This window comes from Paenibacillus sp. GCM10027629, assembly GCF_042676425.1.
Lineage (GTDB): Bacteria > Bacillota > Bacilli > Paenibacillales > Paenibacillaceae > Paenibacillus_K > Paenibacillus_K terrigena.
Genome location: NZ_JBHTGZ010000009.1, coordinates 306,911 through 322,098 on the forward strand (window position 1 = coordinate 306,911; position 15,188 = coordinate 322,098).

The 15,188-nt window shown below is 48.4% G+C and carries 14 protein-coding genes; 8 read left to right on the forward strand and 6 right to left on the reverse strand.

The annotated features are described in order from the left end of the window. Positions 1 to 445: 445 nt before the first annotated feature. Together ACFQZR_RS10675 and ACFQZR_RS10680 are read right to left on the reverse strand one after the other, a co-directional pair. On the reverse strand, positions 446 to 892 hold the full coding sequence (locus ACFQZR_RS10675; RefSeq protein ID WP_018756970.1) for a Dps family protein: 447 nt from the start codon (positions 890 to 892) through the stop codon (positions 446 to 448). Positions 893 to 988: 96 nt separating this feature from the next. Continuing rightward, complete coding sequence (locus tag ACFQZR_RS10680) at positions 989 to 1,549, reverse strand: phosphatidylglycerophosphatase A family protein (RefSeq protein WP_379345604.1); 561 nt, start codon at positions 1,547 to 1,549, stop codon at positions 989 to 991. A 189-nt stretch (positions 1,550 to 1,738) separates the two neighbouring features. Between ACFQZR_RS10680 and ACFQZR_RS10685 the strand changes: the two genes are divergently transcribed. The 3 genes from ACFQZR_RS10685 (at position 1,739) to ACFQZR_RS10695 (ending at position 4,374) form a co-directional block, all read left to right on the forward strand. After that, positions 1,739 to 2,815 (forward strand): GerMN domain-containing protein, encoded by a 1,077-nt coding sequence (locus tag ACFQZR_RS10685; RefSeq protein ID WP_379345606.1) that lies wholly within the window; start codon positions 1,739 to 1,741, stop codon positions 2,813 to 2,815. Positions 2,816 to 2,977: 162 nt separating this feature from the next. Next, positions 2,978 to 3,739 carry a ribonuclease PH gene (gene rph / locus ACFQZR_RS10690; RefSeq protein WP_018756973.1) on the forward strand — a complete coding sequence of 254 codons (762 nt, stop codon included), beginning with the start codon at positions 2,978 to 2,980 and terminating at the stop codon, positions 3,737 to 3,739. Between the two features lie 8 nt (positions 3,740 to 3,747). After that, positions 3,748 to 4,374: an XTP/dITP diphosphatase gene (locus tag ACFQZR_RS10695; protein ID WP_018756974.1), complete on the forward strand. Its 627-nt coding sequence runs from the start codon at positions 3,748 to 3,750 to the stop codon at positions 4,372 to 4,374. 68 nt (positions 4,375 to 4,442) lie between these two features. Here ACFQZR_RS10695 and ACFQZR_RS10700 read toward each other — a convergent pair whose 3' ends face one another. Both ACFQZR_RS10700 and ACFQZR_RS10705 read right to left on the reverse strand, forming a co-directional pair. Continuing rightward, positions 4,443 to 5,528 (reverse strand): GNAT family N-acetyltransferase, encoded by a 1,086-nt coding sequence (locus ACFQZR_RS10700; protein ID WP_379345609.1) that lies wholly within the window; start codon positions 5,526 to 5,528, stop codon positions 4,443 to 4,445. A 197-nt stretch (positions 5,529 to 5,725) separates the two neighbouring features. After that, entirely contained in the window at positions 5,726 to 7,645 is a 1,920-nt protein-coding gene (locus ACFQZR_RS10705) for an acyltransferase family protein (protein ID WP_379345611.1), read from the reverse strand. Positions 7,646 to 8,176: 531 nt separating this feature from the next. On the opposite strand from ACFQZR_RS10705, the gene ACFQZR_RS10710 reads away from it, so the two are divergent. Next, complete coding sequence (locus ACFQZR_RS10710; RefSeq protein ID WP_379345613.1) at positions 8,177 to 8,434, forward strand: hypothetical protein; 258 nt, start codon at positions 8,177 to 8,179, stop codon at positions 8,432 to 8,434. A gap of 53 nt (positions 8,435 to 8,487) precedes the next feature. Here ACFQZR_RS10710 and asnB read toward each other — a convergent pair whose 3' ends face one another. Further along, the gene (asnB, locus tag ACFQZR_RS10715) at positions 8,488 to 10,332 is read right to left on the reverse strand and encodes an asparagine synthase (glutamine-hydrolyzing) (protein WP_379345615.1); all 1,845 of its coding nucleotides are present in this window, start codon (positions 10,330 to 10,332) and stop codon (positions 8,488 to 8,490) included. A 176-nt stretch (positions 10,333 to 10,508) separates the two neighbouring features. Here asnB and ACFQZR_RS10720 point away from each other — a divergent pair, with 176 nt between their 5' ends. Then, the gene (locus ACFQZR_RS10720) at positions 10,509 to 10,631 is read left to right on the forward strand and encodes a hypothetical protein (protein WP_379345617.1); all 123 of its coding nucleotides are present in this window, start codon (positions 10,509 to 10,511) and stop codon (positions 10,629 to 10,631) included. Positions 10,632 to 10,812: 181 nt separating this feature from the next. Here the strand turns inward: ACFQZR_RS10720 and ACFQZR_RS10725 are convergent, their stop codons facing one another. Beyond that, positions 10,813 to 11,736: a DMT family transporter gene (locus tag ACFQZR_RS10725; RefSeq protein ID WP_379345619.1), complete on the reverse strand. Its 924-nt coding sequence runs from the start codon at positions 11,734 to 11,736 to the stop codon at positions 10,813 to 10,815. A 154-nt stretch (positions 11,737 to 11,890) separates the two neighbouring features. Here ACFQZR_RS10725 and ACFQZR_RS10730 point away from each other — a divergent pair, with 154 nt between their 5' ends. The 3 genes from ACFQZR_RS10730 to ACFQZR_RS10740 are packed head-to-tail and all read left to right on the forward strand — an operon-like array spanning position 11,891 to position 15,055. Continuing rightward, positions 11,891 to 13,183 (forward strand): efflux RND transporter periplasmic adaptor subunit, encoded by a 1,293-nt coding sequence (locus tag ACFQZR_RS10730; protein ID WP_379345621.1) that lies wholly within the window; start codon positions 11,891 to 11,893, stop codon positions 13,181 to 13,183. Continuing rightward, a complete protein-coding gene (locus ACFQZR_RS10735) occupies positions 13,180 to 13,920 on the forward strand; it encodes an ABC transporter ATP-binding protein (RefSeq protein ID WP_379345623.1) in 741 nt (246 codons plus the stop codon). Before ACFQZR_RS10730 ends, ACFQZR_RS10735 begins: the two co-directional genes overlap by 4 nt. Further along, positions 13,898 to 15,055, forward strand: a complete 1,158-nt coding sequence (locus ACFQZR_RS10740) for an ABC transporter permease (RefSeq protein WP_379345625.1) — start codon at positions 13,898 to 13,900, stop codon at positions 15,053 to 15,055. The genes ACFQZR_RS10735 and ACFQZR_RS10740 overlap by 23 nt, the downstream gene beginning before the upstream one ends. Positions 15,056 to 15,188: the final 133 nt, after the last annotated feature.

The following is a 15,188-nucleotide window of genomic DNA, read 5'->3' on the forward strand; positions in this document are numbered from 1 at the left end:
CGCAGACCTGTCACCATAGAGACATAGTGACTGGATTAAAGTTACAGGAAACGTGGTGACCAGCCAAGACAAAAAAAGAGCTCAGCCCGACATTTCGGGATCGCTCTTGATTGATCATGTAGGCCTATGTTGTATCTGTGCACTGTAGACACGTCAAATACGCTTCTATTAGGAGCTATACTGGATTGCAGCAATATAGCGGGCTCAAACCGTTCTCAAACCTCGTATCATGTCTAAAATTACTGCGAGAATCCATCATAGAAGTTCTATCGTGGCTATTATGACTTCCTACAATGCAAAACTCCAAGATATAGGCGTTGGAGTAGGAGTAGGTAGGTGCGAGAGCAGGTGAGGTGTAATATCGCATGCCGCCTTCATCCACTTCTATATAGAAAACGCCTAGCGGCGCCCTTTAGGGGGACAACGCTAGGCGTTAATCATGCTTTTAGGCCAAGAATGCTCTTAGCATCCAAGCATGTTTCTCTAGTGTTCCTTTGATACCGAGGAGCATATCGGAGCTCGCTTCGTCTTCTGCCGCTTGAGCTACTTCCATACCATGCTGCAATTCAGCGATGACAACTTCGAAGTCGTTCTTGATAGAGGCAACCATTTCTTTGGCATTTTCTTTGCCCGTTGCTTCTTTCACGCTGGAAGTCTCAAGGTACTCACGCATTGTCGCAATTGGAGCGCCTTGAAGGGTGAGGATACGCTCAGCAATATCATCGACATACGTTGCTGCTTCGTTGTAGTACTCTTCGAATTTCTCATGCAAAGTGAAAAATTGATCCCCTTTGACATACCAGTGGTAGTTGTGCAATTTCACGAAGAGAACATTCCAGTTCGCTAGTTGTTTGTTAAGGACCTCGACGACTTGATTATTATTTTGTGTCATGTGTAATCTCTCCTCTTTTAAATTTATTACTAAATTATAATAATTCTAAATAACCCGTGAATTCATAATAACATACCGCGCGATGTTTGGCTACCCCTATTCCGAAGTTTGTGGATTAGGTTTGATTTTGCCTTCCGCAATTTCTTTCTCAGCCTGCTGTCTGTGGGCAATTCGGCTGCTCGCGGCAGCGGCGATCGCGCCAACAATATCATCTAAGAAGGTATGGATCTGACCATCATGTTTATCGTTGAGCTTCTCCAAGATCCCTGGTTTGAGCTTGTCCACGTAACCGTAATTCGTAAAGCCAATGCTTCCGTATACATTGACGATTGAGAAGGCTAGAATTTCATCGACCCCATAGAGGCTCTCATCATTGCGCACCATTTCTTGAAGTGGAGAGAGTAATTTGCCTTCTTCGGCGAGCAGGTCGAGCTGAATGCCAGTGAGGACAGCATTCTGAACCTCGCGTTTGGATAGCACCATGTTGATGTTCTCGATACACGCCTCCATCGTTAAAGTAGGGAAATATTTCTGTTGCAGGAACAGCACGAGTTCACCGATTTGTTCGACGGTTACCCCGCGCTCTGTTAGTAATCTCCTTGTTGCTTCTGCGACCTTGGTGCTGTCGAGACTATAAGGCGTTGTGGAGTCTTCCATATGTAGTACACACCCCGATGTTGTTTTGGATTCCTCCTTATAGTATACGCGAACCGTTATTTTCATCCGTATGAAAAAATATACATTCATGCGAATAGATTTGGACAAAAAGTAGTTATATCGCACAAGGGAGGCTCGTATACATAGTAGTACAAGTCACATTAAACCGTTTTAAGGAGGAAATCGTAGATGCTTATCCACAAATGGCTTCGCAATTTGGCTCTTGGGGGACTTATTGCTGTACCCTTAACACTGTCGGGCTGCGGCCTATTTTCCAAAGAAGCCAACGAGAAGATTGATGCTCCCCCCGCTGACGTCGAAATGCACATGATGAATGAAACCGACACCTTAAACGTCCTCAAGCCAACAACTACGAAGCCGCAAATCAAAAATGGACTAACGGTATTCTTGAAGGACAGCAGCGGCATGCTCGCTCCGATCACACTGGATGTACAGGTGAAGAAGGGTGAGGATGCAGTGAAGCGGGCGCTTGAAATGATGGTTGAAGACAATAAAGATAAGAAGCTGCTGCCCGTTGGCTTCCAAGCTGTACTGCCTAAGGGTACGGTCGTGAAGAATATTACACGTGATACTGAGAACAAAATTGCGACGGTGGAGTTCTCCCAACAATTCGCAGATTATAATGTGACGGATGAACGCAAAATTGTTGAAGCGGTCACATGGGCTGTAACCAATGATCCGAGCATCCAAAAGGTCCAATTGAAGCTTGAAGGGCAAGCCCTGAACGAGATGCCTGTCGATGGATTGCCGATGGATGAGCCGATGACGCGTGAGATGGGGATCAATCTGGAGAAATCAGATAATGTGACGTACATGAACTCGATGCCGGTGACGGTATACTTCTCCGCGGTATCACCGGATAATGTGCAATATTATGTTCCGGTTACGCGCCTGATTGAGCCGTCGGCGGATATCGCGACAGCTTCGCTCGAGCAACTTATCGTTGGTCCGCTCAACTCGGATGCGCTTGAACCCGTCATGACGCCAGAGACGAAGGTCAAACAAATCGAGCGGACGAAGGATGGCACGACGATTACCGTCGACCTGACGGACTCGATGTTCGAAGCGAATCAGAAGACGCCTGCCGAAATGCTGCAAGCCGTGATTTTGACCCTCACCGAGAATACGGCGGCGAAAAAAGTTCAAATTAAAATCAACGGTGAGACCAATGTCGTAGGTGATGACAATCAGAATTATGGCAAGCCTGTAACGCGTCCAACCGGTGTGAATGGAATGAAAGCATAAATCGAATGATATAGCCTGTAAACAAAGGGGGATGCGAATCCCCCGCTTTTTGTCTTTACATTTCCGGCTGTAAAAGGTGCTTTTCCGCAGGGTCTTTGGTAGAATAAGAAAGTTATGTTCATAACGAATACAGGCAAGGTTCAAAATAGAGGAGGTTGCTACATGAGAATAAACGGACGAAAACAGGATCAGCTTCGGACGGTTTCCATTACAACAAATGCGAATAAATATGCTGAGGGCTCTGTCCTTATCGAATTTGGAGATACGAAAGTGATCTGTACGGCGACCGTCGATGAGAAGGTTCCTCCTTTTATGAAGGGGCAAGGCAAAGGTTGGATTACGGCGGAATATTCAATGCTGCCGCGTGCAACCCAAACACGTAACCAACGTGAATCAGCAAGAGGCAAGCTGACAGGACGTACAATGGAAATTCAACGCTTGATTGGCCGTGCGTTACGCTCTGTCGTAGATCTTCATGCACTTGGCGAACGTACGATTACACTCGATTGTGATGTTATTCAAGCCGATGGCGGCACGAGAACGACTTCGATCACAGGATCATTCGTCGCGATGGCGATTGCGATCAATCGGATTGCGGAGCAGCATAAATTAGCCAGATTCCCGATTACAGATTTCCTCGCATCCGTTAGTGTTGGGGTGATTCAGAATGAAGCGTTGCTCGATTTGAACTACGAGGAAGATTCCAAAGCGAAAGTCGATATGAACGTCGTCATGACAGGGAACGGCAAATTTGTTGAGCTGCAAGGTACGGGTGAGGAAGCACCGTTCTCTCGTCAAGAGTTGAACCAACTGCTGGAGCTTGGTGAAATAGGCATTCTGGAGCTCATCGAGATACAGAAATCGGCATTAGGTCCCGTTATTTCCGCGAAGATTGAAGCTGTCGCTGCAGCGGTACGGGGGTAACGAACACCATGACTCGCATTGCTCAAGATACGATTATCGTTGCAACAAGGAATAAAGGGAAGGTGAAGGAATTCGCTCATGCTTTTGCTGCCATCGGCAAACAGGTGAAGAGCATGTACGATTACCCGGATATCCCGGATGTTGTTGAAGATGGAGAAACGTTCTTCGCGAACTCCTATAAGAAAGCGAAGACCGTTGCTCTCGCTCTTGGCGTTCCGGTTCTAGCGGATGATTCGGGTCTATGTGTCGATAAGCTGAACGGAGACCCGGGTGTCTATTCTGCACGTTATGCGGGCGAAGGAGCGACCGATCAAGCGAATAACGATAAGCTGCTGCATGCCCTTGGCGAATTGACAGAGGGTGAGGATACGGAGCAATCACTGCTTAGTCCTGCGCAGTTCGTCTGTACGTTGGTTCTCTTCGATCCAGACACCCAAGAGCATGTGGAGGCATCTGGTCAGGTTGAGGGCTGGATTATTGCAGAACCGCGTGGTCTTGGCGGATTTGGATATGACCCATTATTCTTCCTGCCAGCGTTCGAGAAGACGATGGGAGAGCTCACGGTGGATGAGAAGCAATCCATTAGTCATCGTGGCAGAGCATTAGAGCAATTACTTAAGAAGATTGAGAAATAGCACATAAGATCAACAAAAAAGCTAACTTCACGGCGTCTTGGACCGGAGGTTAGCTTTTTTAATGCAAATTAACGGTTGAGCAGGATCGATTTGAAGCGGCGCTTGTTGATTTGATACAGCGTGTAGGTGCGCAGCAGCTTGGTCTTTTTCCGATAGTGATGATTGAAGATACGGATGTGGTAATTCATATGGATCGTGTCGGACCAATAGAATTTATAGTCCTGATCGCCGGCTAGAAAATCGATCTCGTTCACATCTTGCTCAAGAAAATGCTGCATCACGCGATGGGTAAGAATGAGTCCGACCCCATATTCGGGATATTCCTTGGAAGTGGCCGTGATATACATATATGCTTTATTTTGATGTACGAGGGTGATCCAAGCAGACGCGATTTGACCGTCAATTTGGAGGTAGGAGATATGAGCTCTATCTTGTAATTCCAACTGACGAACAAGATCTTGCAAGAAAGACGCTTCACGAGTTTCATTGAAAAGACTGTGTGGCCACCGTTTCTTATGCAGGCTAGCAATCTGGTTCCAAATCTGCATATCAAACGGCTGATTCAAATGAATCACTACCTCATGTTCACGGCGAATCTTGCGTTCTTTACGTTCAATGGCTTTTAAGCGGCTTTTATCAAATTTCAGCTCGCTATGTTGATCAATATTCACATATGGGGAAGCTGATAGAGGGCGCAAATGAACCTCGAATTGCTCCCCTAGGGTCTGTTCCACCAAGGCGGTTACCGGATTGCGCGATTGGAAGCTGTATAGGTCAATCCAATCCCACTCCTCCTGATGGGTTGTGAAGGCTTTGGCAATATGTTTGAGCAACTTAATGTAGTGGTATTCGCGGTGTAGATAGAAGCTGTTGTTCTCGCCGGTGCCGGAGACGATGCATTGCAGCGATCGTACCGAGCGCCACTTCAGCTTTTGTGGCACGATACATAGAGGAGCAAGCGCAACCCAGCGATCCTGATCGGTGACGACCACAACGAATAATTGTGCAGTGGGATTAAGCATATGATGGAGATACGCGCTCATCCATTCCCAAGTCGCGAAAATTTCCGGGTGCTCTAGATGTTCAATTAATTCCTTCCACTGCGTCTCGTACTGCGACAAATCTTCTCTATTCCGAATGACCATCGTTTCCATTCTTCACACCCCAACCCACAAAATCTTAATTCCTAGTAATTACGCGCTAAATCCATGGAAATCCTGCCCCTTGCCGTCATTCGACAAAAGTTCCTATTATACGCCAAAGAGGCCAGGAGGCATAGAAAAACCAGCTATATTGTCAAAGTCCGTAGGACAGTGCAATTAGCTGGTCTAAAAGTTCGTATGGATGAGTGCTATGTACGTTTTATCGCATTTGCTATAAGTGCGGCATAAGCCTTGGAACCTTGTATTGTGAGATGTACGCCATCCTCACTAAAATAACTATCATGGTGTCCACTAGCGGAGTACCAATCAATGAGCGTGACGTTCGGCATGGTACTTGAAACGTCCTCGAGTGCTGTATTGACGAGACGCTCCCATTTGCGCGGCACCCTCGTATTCACTAGGAAGATATGATCCACACCGTCAAGGGAATGAAGAAACGTTATTAGTTGTTTTTTGTTGAAGTTCCCGTTCGTGCCGAGGCCGATCACAACCTTATTGCCAAGTTGATTATTTTGCGCGAGTTGACCTAATACATTTACAGCTTTGGACATTTGGCGTCCGATCTCTGCATCCACAGAGATGCCAGGAAGTAGTTCTTCCAGATAAGGTTTACCATCCAACATAACCGAATCACCGATGGCCGTTACATCGCTCCACGACTTGGAGGCTGCATCTTTCGTGGGTGTATCCTTCTCCTTAGGAGTGGATGGATGTTGTTGTATCGTTTCTGTACCTTTCGTCGAAGTACGATCAGCCTGATCTACAGGTTTCTCTTCGTGTGGCGTATCAACAGGACCGAGCGATGGATTCGGCGGCAATGGGCCGAATAGATCTTCAGGGTTACTCTCTGAGGCATTGAAATGTGAATCTGGAATGACTGTCCCTGAAGTTGCAATCGTCGTTCCGCTGAACATGCCAACAAAGAATATGATTCCAACCAAACAGGAGCTTGCGGATACAATCCACTGGGATCTGGAGATCCGGCTCCATTGCCAGCCACGCGACCGTATTTGCTTCCATTTTGCTGTAATGGCTCCACGACGAATTGGTTCCTCGATGTAGCGGTAAGAGAGTGCAGCTAGGAAGACACTGACGATAACTTGCATGATGGCCAGCAGCACATTGAATCCATCGGTGTCCACGGCGGGTTTCGTTAATTCGATGACCGGAAAATGCCATAGATAAATGCCGTAAGCTCGAACGCCGATCCATCGCAATGGTGTCCAGCTGAATAGTTTGCTCAACAGCGTATCGGGTCTTAGCAGCGCAGCGATGAGTATCGCTGTCGTGAGCGCCACAGCTACGAGTCCGCCCTCATAAATATAATCCTCGAATTCATTCATCACATTGATCTGATAGAACAGGATGATCAAAGCCCCTCCACCTAGGAGGTTCAGCACCTTGCGGCTTGAAGCGGTCCGGATTTGCGACCATTTTCCGCTTGGCAGAAGCATGGCGAGTACGCCGCCGATGAGGAGGCCGAATGCCCTCGTATCTGTTCCATAGTATACGCGGCTGGGGTCATTCCCAGGCTCATACATCCATGCCATTGCAATCGCAGATAAGGCGATGAGCAGAAGGGTGATACCTACGCAATGAATGCGTTTGGGGGTATATCGTAAGCCGATGGCTAAGAGCAGTGGCCATACGATATAGAATTGCCCTTCAACCGCGAGCGACCAGAGATGGACGAACGGATTCGGAACGCCAAATCGATCGAAATACGATACTTCATGGAATATAAGCCACCAATTATTCCCGTACACGGTTGTGGCGAACACATCTCCGCGAAGCGTTCGCAGTAAGTCGTGGTCTGTGATGGTAATCCAGGCGACAACCGTAACCATCATTACGGCTAACGCGGGGACTAATCGACGAAATCGACGGTACCAGAAGCGGCCTAGATGGAGACCTTCAGACGACCGCTGTGTGAGCAATAAGTCGGTAACAAGGTAACCGGAGAGGACGAAGAACATGTCCACACCGAGGAATCCCCCTGGGACCCATGGAATATCCAAGTGATAAGCAATAACAGCGATAACGGCAAGGGCTCGTAATCCATCCAGTCCTGTAAAATAACGTTTCGTTCCAAGGGGTGTGTTAGACATAAATGATGACCTCTCGATCGATACTCATGCGGAGCAGAAGGTTCACTGCTTTTAATTGATATATAGTCTGACGATGCTTGTCAGATAACTTTAGATAGTTATGTATTGAATTCTTCGTACGGGCTCGACTCACGTAAATTCTTCCTTTCCATTCCTGCAACAACATGAAATCCCCCCGGACTGATTCAGATCACGGGGGGATTTCATGTCCGCAAGATTTTCCGTCATCATGATGTAAGTGCAATGCTGCTCATTTTCTTATGTATGTACTCAAAAAGCCTGTTGGTATTTGACGAAACAGTGATATAAAAAGTTTCGTGTCGATCCATTTGCCACAGTTCAGACACAAAATTCGACCATAGTAGCTTATTCTAGGAACCTTTGTCGAAGCTATTGTGTCATTTTGAGTTTTGGAATAGTTTTAAAAGAGTGGAAAAAACGAATAAATGACTAATTCCATCATGATGGAGATTGTAATGATCATTTAATGTTTTGGGAGGATTTATGGTGAAAGGGATATTTAGAAGAATATTGGTGTCTACTTTAGTCGTAACGACGATATATGCAGGGGCTTGTTTTCCATTAATTTTCTTAATGAAAGGAACCACGCATGCGGAAGTCGTTGTGTCGAAAACGGATCAGCTCTCAAATATACCAGCGTCAGACACGCAGCCGGTCGTTGAACTGGTGTTAAGAGCGATGGAGACAACAGCCGCTAAGAACGTCACGTTTGCGGCCAACAGTGCGACCCTTGCGAATGAAGAGGGTAAATCGGGGATTTTGAACTAATTTTACTATGAAATAGACGCCTGCGAAGGAGTTCCCGCAGGCGTCTTCATTTTCTATCGAATGCTCACTTTATATTGACGCAGCCAAGCGTCGACTTGAATGAGATAAGCAAATAATTGCGGACCACTCATGAGCTGACCGAACCATGGGATGTTCGATTTGGCTTCATCCGAGGCGGCCAGTTCGCGCAGCTTCTTCACATTAATGAGCGGGAGCAGCGGGGAGGACGGATCGTCCACAATCTCTAAGAACCAGCGTTTGACCGCTGTGAGATAGTTCGGATTATGCGTTTTCGGATATGGGCTTTTCTTGCGTGTAATGACATCATCGGGGACAATGCCATGCAGCGCTTTGCGTAGAATTCCTTTCTCTCTGTCGCCGGCGGCTTTGATTTCCCACGGAATATTCCAGACATACTGGACGAGTCGGTGGTCACAGAACGGGACGCGAACCTCGAGTCCGACCCCCATACTCATACGATCTTTACGGTCGAGCAAGGTCGGCATGAAGCGGGTAATATTCAAGTAGGACATCGTACGCATTTTACGCTGTTGCTCCGTCTCTCCGTCTAGATGTGGAACTTCAGCAACGGCTTGACTGTATCGATCACCAATGTACGGGAGCGGTTCAATCCAATCATGGATTTCAGGGGAGAGCAGATCCGCGCGCCAGCTCGAAGCGAGTGACCAAGGGAACGTCCCTGCATTCAATGCTTCTTCTCGATGGAACCATGGATAACCACCGAAAATTTCATCCGCCGCCTCGCCAGAGACAGCCACCGTTATTTCTTTCTTAATTTCTTGGCAGAATAAATATAGCGATGCATCCACATCTGCCATGCCTGGTAAATCTCTGGCTTTCATTGCTGGGAGCAGCGCATCCACCACTTCAGGGGTATCGAATTGAATCCAATGATGTTTGGTGCCGAGGTGTTCGCTCATCCTTTTAATCCATGGGCTATCCGCGTTAGGTTGAAATGTATTCGCGGTAAAATATTTATCATTATCGACGTAGTCCACCGAAAATGTATCCAGCGTGCCTTTGCCCATTCGATGATTGTAGAGAACGGCCAATGCTGTAAGTGCACTCGAATCTAGACCACCCGACAGCAAGGTGCCGATCGGAACATCGGAGACGAGCTGTCTCTCGAGTGTATCCTGCAGTAATTCCCGAACCTTCGCAGCGGTTGCGTCGACATCATCTTCATGAGGGATGGCTTCAAGCTTCCAATAGACAGAAATATGAGATCCATTATGATCATAGACGAGGCAGTGACCTGGACGGAGTTCGGAGAGTTGACTGTATACGCCATGACCCGGTGTTCTTGCAGGACCTACGATAAAAATCTCAGCAAGTCCTTCGGCACGAACGACGGGTTCAATCGCTGGATGCGCAAGAATGGACTTCGGCTCGGAACCGAAGAGGAACATCCCGTTCACTTCCGCATAGAACAGCGGCTTCACGCCAAGGCGATCCCGAGCCATGAAAAGATGCTGTTCCCGTTCATTCCATATGGCAAACGCAAAAATGCCGTTGAATCGGTCCAGACAAGCTGGCCCCCATTCGATATAAGAGACGAGCAGGACTTCGGTATCGCATGACGTCTGGAACGTATGTCCTCGTGATTCCAATTCTTTGCGCAGCTCCAGTGTATTGTATAATTCACCATTATAGACAAGGGCATATCGGTCATCGCCAGCCGTTCGAATCATCGGTTGTGACCCGTTCTCTGGATCAATGACACTTAAGCGTCGATGCCCAAGGGCGCAAGACCCTGAGATCCAAGTGCCTGATGCGTCAGGACCGCGTTCCGACAAGGTCTCTGTCATATTTTCTAGAATGGTCGAATCTTGTGTAAGGTCTTTTTGCCAGTTGATCCAACCTGTAATTCCGCACATCTTCGCTCATCTCCTTCTGGATGGAAATTCGTTCTCGCTCTGTAAGTTTTTCCGGCAAGTCAGGAATGTTTCTAGGTATATGCGTCCCTGTAGAATAAAATGTATGTCCCGCAGGATACCATAAGAAAATTGGGGCTCATCATGTACATGAAGCACATAGATGGGAGGTGAGAAGGATGGCTGAGAAGTTTAAGAAAAATAAGGGCAATAAATTCGCGAATCAGGCGGAATTTGCAAGTGAAGTGGTGGCGAAGAATGTGAAGCAAGAAGCGCAGAATAATCCGAAAGATAGAGTTTAATTGGAATGTGAAGGTGATAACCGGTTTTCCCGTGCGTACGGGAGCCGGTTTTTTTGACGTTGAGACAGACACCTCATGCCAAGATCGAACAGATCGAAGATCATAAGCAGTCTACTGCTCGATCCTGGAGCGGCATTACTATATGGGGGTGACCTGTGGAAGATGACCATGGCCTTGTACTTTATGCGGTATGACTGGAGATCGCGTGAGAGACCTTCGTTTCTTTGGTTCGTGTGCTTAGGGTATAGACGAGAATCCCAATCAGAATGACACAAGATCCGATCCATTGCTCCAATGTAAGCTTGTCGCCTAAGATCAGATAGGCTAGAATGCAAGTTCCTACAGGCTCGCCGAGAATACTCATCGAGATGGTTGATGCGCTCATCCAGCGAATGAGTCCGTTCATCACGGTCTGACCGAATAGCGTAGGAACAACCGCAAGCCCAAGGAATAAGAGCCAGTCTTGATCTGCGTAACCGATGAATGGTGTATCAAGAAAGGCACAATAGAGCGCGAGGAATATACTGCTGCTGAGATAGACGATGAACGTATAGACCGGCAGCGAGTACACCTGACGAACTGATTTGCCGATGAGAAAATAAATTGTAATGACTGCCGCGCCAAGCAGCGCTAGCACATCCCCGAGTAGTGCAATCCCACCAATGCGGAAATCCCCAATTCCGATAACGAAACTCCCCACAATCGAAAGAACGCCACCGAGAATCGCCATTTTGCGCAGACGTTCACCGAATAAGAAGTAGCTCCCTGCAAATGCGAAAATAGGCTGCAGCGTCACAAGCACCGTCGAGCTGGCGACACTGGTATATCGAAGCGATTCGAACCAGAGCACGAAATGAACGCCGAGCAGCACGCCCGATAGAATCATCGTATAGAGCTCGCGACGTTTCATGGACCGTAATTCCGGAAGGCTGTGTTTATTGAAGATGAGCCACGGCAGAACTAATATCGTGGAGAATAACATACGGTAAAAGGCAACGATAGGCGCAGGAGCAGCTGAGAGCTTCACGAAAATGGCGGAAGTGGACAAAGCTGCAACACCGATGAATAATGCGATATATAAATAAATGGACCGAGGTTTGATCACGTTCATAGTCCTCCAAAAATTCAAATGTAGATTGCCGTACTCAGTCTATCTTCTCCCCCTATATCCGTCAAGCAGGAAGTGGTTGCGGGTGTTCATAGGTTGTTCATATTTTCTTGCTAGACTGATGGAAGAATAGGCGAGAGGGGTATGAAAGATGAAGAAGAAGATTGGGATCGTTGTCATTTCGGTGGTGATCCTTGGAGGGCTTATTTTCGGATATAACTTGTATGCGAAGGGCAAGAAGGTGGAGCCTACGGTTCAGATGACCGCCAAAGTCTCGAAGATGGACCTCGTCGTGAAAGTGTCCGGTACGGGAACCGTATCGCCCGTCAATCAAGCGACCGTGAAATCCTCCGACTCGGGCAAAATCAAGAGCATCACCTTCAAAACAGGGCAAAAGGTCAAGAAGGGACAGGTTCTGGTCACGTTCGAACAAGATGACATGAGCTCACAGGTTCGCAAATCTGAGCTGCAAATTGAGCAGAAGCAGATGGATTACGATGCGCTGAAGCAGAAGTTCATGCAGGCTTCTGACGAAGAGCGCGATACGATGAAGACGCAGATTGAGCAGAAGAAGCTGGACATCGAGGTTGCGAAGCTTGATTTGAAGGATTTGCAAGCGAAGCAGAAGGAGACGGCGGATGTTGTCTCTCCAATCGATGGTACGGTTGTCACCAGCGATATTCATGTCTCTGACCAAGTGTCGTCGAATACCGTCTTAGCGGAAATCACGGACTATGATCATCTGGAATCCGTCGTTCAGATCGACGAGCTGGATATCGGCAAGGTTAAGGCCGGACAGGGCGTGGAGATGACGCTCGATGCGGTAGCAGATCAAGTGGTGCAAGGGAAGGTGACTTCGGTGTCCCAGGAAGGAACTGCACAGAACGGCGTTGCGAGCTTCGACGTCTCCATTGGCCTCGATAAGTCCGATGCAATCAAGGTGGGCATGTCATTGCAGGCCGATATTATAGTAGAAAAGAAAGAAAACGCAGTGGTCGTGCCGATCGAAGCCGTTCATCAATTCGGTGGCAAGTCGTACGTGCAGCTGGCATCCAGCGGAACACAAGCGCAGAAGGGAGAGCCTGCGGCGGCGAAGGACAACGGGAATAATAAGTCCGTGCCACCTGAGGGGAACCAGCCAGGCAGAGGAAGCGCGAACGCCGGCCGAGGCGCGCGCAATGCTGCGATGATGCAGAATATGAAGGAGATTACCGTCGGCATTCATAATGAATCTTATATTGAAGTACTGAGCGGACTGAATGAAGGCGAATCTGTGCTGCTTCCTGCCGTCGCAGCTTCGAAGACGGGCGCGGTTCAAATGCAAGGCGGCTTCGGAGGCTTTGGCGGCATGGGCGGCGGCCAAGGATTCCGTCCGGAAGGCGGCATGGGTGGCGGCACGCGAAGCACACAGCGAACTGGCAGCGGCGGGGGCGGTACGCGATGAGTTCCACAGCCATTACGCCAGTAACGCAGCGCAAGCCATTATTGAAGCTTGAAGACATATTCAAGCGGTATGTCATGGGCGGCGAAGAGGTAACGACGCTCGAAGGCGTCTCGCTTCAGATTCATCAAGGGGAATTCGTGGCCATCGTTGGTCCGTCAGGATCAGGGAAGTCAACCCTTATGAATATGATTGGCTGTCTCGATGTTCCGTCGAGTGGTTCGTATTGGATTTATGGTCAGGAAGTGAGCCGCATGAAAGATTCTCAACTGGCTGAAATTCGTAATCAGAAAATCGGGTTTATTTTTCAAAGTTTTCATTTGCTCTCGGCACTATCGGCACTGGAGAATGTAGAGCTTCCGCTCGTATACCGCGGGATGTCGGCCAAGGCGCGCAAGGAGCAAGCACAGCATGCGCTGCGCGAAGTTGGGCTGGAAGAACGGATGCATCATCGTCCATCGCAATTATCAGGCGGTCAACAACAGCGGGTTGCGATTGCAAGGGCGCTCGCAGGTCAGCCGCCGATTCTGCTCGCCGATGAGCCGACAGGTGCGCTCGATACGAAGACAGGTCTAGAAGTGATGCAAATGATTCATACGCTGCATCGCAAAGGACACACCATCGTTCTGATCACGCATGATCCACAAATTGCCGCGCAAGCGGAGCGGGTGATTCATATTGTGGATGGTCAAATTTCACATATGGAGGTGACGCAGCATGAAGCTGACCCAAGCGTTTAAGATGGCCTGGAAAAGTATTCTATCGAACAAGACGAGGACATTGCTGACAATGCTGGGCATTATTATCGGTGTCTCCTGCGTCATTCTCCTCGTCTCCGTTGGGCAAGGCGCGACGAGTGCCGTCACGGCGCAGGTTCAGGGATTAGGATCGAATTTGCTCTCCGTATCCATCAGCGGGCGGGGGGTGCAGACGTCGGTATCCTACGAACAAGCCCAATCCTTTGAAGAGATCGAAGGGGTCAATGCGGTTGCGCCGACGGTGAGCGGCAATGTTCAAGCGAAGAACGGGAATAAGAATGTGAACGTCTCGGTAGAAGGCATCACGGCAGATTATGAAGAGGTCCGCTCGACGAAGGTGCAGAGCGGGCGGTTCATCCTCCCGATCGACGTGGATTACTCGCAGAAGGTCGCACTGATCGGTACGGAGACGGCAACGGACCTGTTCAGCACGAGCGATCCTGTCGGCTCTTATGTGATGCTGAACGGAATGCGCTTCAAGGTGGTCGGATTATTGGAAGAGAAGAGCTCTTCGAACAATACGATCAAGGTTCCGCTCACGTCTGCTCAGCGATTATTGCGTTCCAAAGGAATTCGTACAATTTATATGCAGGCCGAGACGGGAGATCTGACGTCTATTGTTAAGGCACGTACGGAACAGAAGCTAAGCCAGATCTTTCGATCTACCGATGATAGCTATACGGTGACCGATCAGAAGGAAATGCTCAAGACGGTCAGTTCGATCACGGATACGTTATCTATAGCGCTTGGTGGCATTGCGGGGATCTCCTTAATCGTCGGCGGCATTGGCATTATGAACATTATGCTGGTCTCCGTGACCGAACGAACGCGTGAGATTGGTATACGCAAGTCCGTTGGCGCGAAGAAACGCGATATTCTTCTCCAATTCTTAATTGAGTCGATCGTGATCAGCGGAATTAGCGGCATGATCGGGATTCTGGTCGGGCTTGGCGGCGGTGTTCTTGTGAGCCAAATCACCTCTCTTACCGTACAGGCTTCGCTCAACATCATCTTGATCTCCTTTGGATTCTCCGTCTTTATAGGCGTTTTCTTCGGCATATTCCCGGCGAACAAAGCAGCAAATTTGAAACCAGTAGATGCGCTGAGGTACGATTAAGGATAGAAATGTTCAAAAATCGACTTATTAGCACCGAGAAGGTTGAATGAAACTGAAGAAGGAGAAGCGGAGTTTAGGCGAAACCTAAATGAGCATCGGACTTCGAAGTTGAATGCAAGATTCGATGCCGAAT

What these genes read in the sequence shown, in the direction of transcription:
- rph (WP_018756973.1), top strand. Translation starts at nt 2,978, where the DNA reads ATGAGAATAAACGGACGAAAACAGGATCAGCTTCGGACGGTTTCCATT.
- ACFQZR_RS10730 (WP_379345621.1), top strand. Translation starts at nt 11,891, where the DNA reads ATGAAGAAGAAGATTGGGATCGTTGTCATTTCGGTGGTGATCCTTGGA.
- ACFQZR_RS10705 (WP_379345611.1), bottom strand. Translation starts at nt 7,645, where the DNA reads ATGTCTAACACACCCCTTGGAACGAAACGTTATTTTACAGGACTGGAT.
- ACFQZR_RS10735 (WP_379345623.1), top strand. Translation starts at nt 13,180, where the DNA reads ATGAGTTCCACAGCCATTACGCCAGTAACGCAGCGCAAGCCATTATTG.
- ACFQZR_RS10740 (WP_379345625.1), top strand. Translation starts at nt 13,898, where the DNA reads ATGAAGCTGACCCAAGCGTTTAAGATGGCCTGGAAAAGTATTCTATCG.
- ACFQZR_RS10685 (WP_379345606.1), top strand. Translation starts at nt 1,739, where the DNA reads ATGCTTATCCACAAATGGCTTCGCAATTTGGCTCTTGGGGGACTTATT.
- asnB (WP_379345615.1), bottom strand. Translation starts at nt 10,332, where the DNA reads ATGTGCGGAATTACAGGTTGGATCAACTGGCAAAAAGACCTTACACAA.
- ACFQZR_RS10680 (WP_379345604.1), bottom strand. Translation starts at nt 1,549, where the DNA reads ATGGAAGACTCCACAACGCCTTATAGTCTCGACAGCACCAAGGTCGCA.
- ACFQZR_RS10700 (WP_379345609.1), bottom strand. Translation starts at nt 5,528, where the DNA reads ATGGAAACGATGGTCATTCGGAATAGAGAAGATTTGTCGCAGTACGAG.
- ACFQZR_RS10675 (WP_018756970.1), bottom strand. Translation starts at nt 892, where the DNA reads ATGACACAAAATAATAATCAAGTCGTCGAGGTCCTTAACAAACAACTA.
- ACFQZR_RS10695 (WP_018756974.1), top strand. Translation starts at nt 3,748, where the DNA reads ATGACTCGCATTGCTCAAGATACGATTATCGTTGCAACAAGGAATAAA.
- ACFQZR_RS10720 (WP_379345617.1), top strand. Translation starts at nt 10,509, where the DNA reads ATGGCTGAGAAGTTTAAGAAAAATAAGGGCAATAAATTCGCGAATCAG.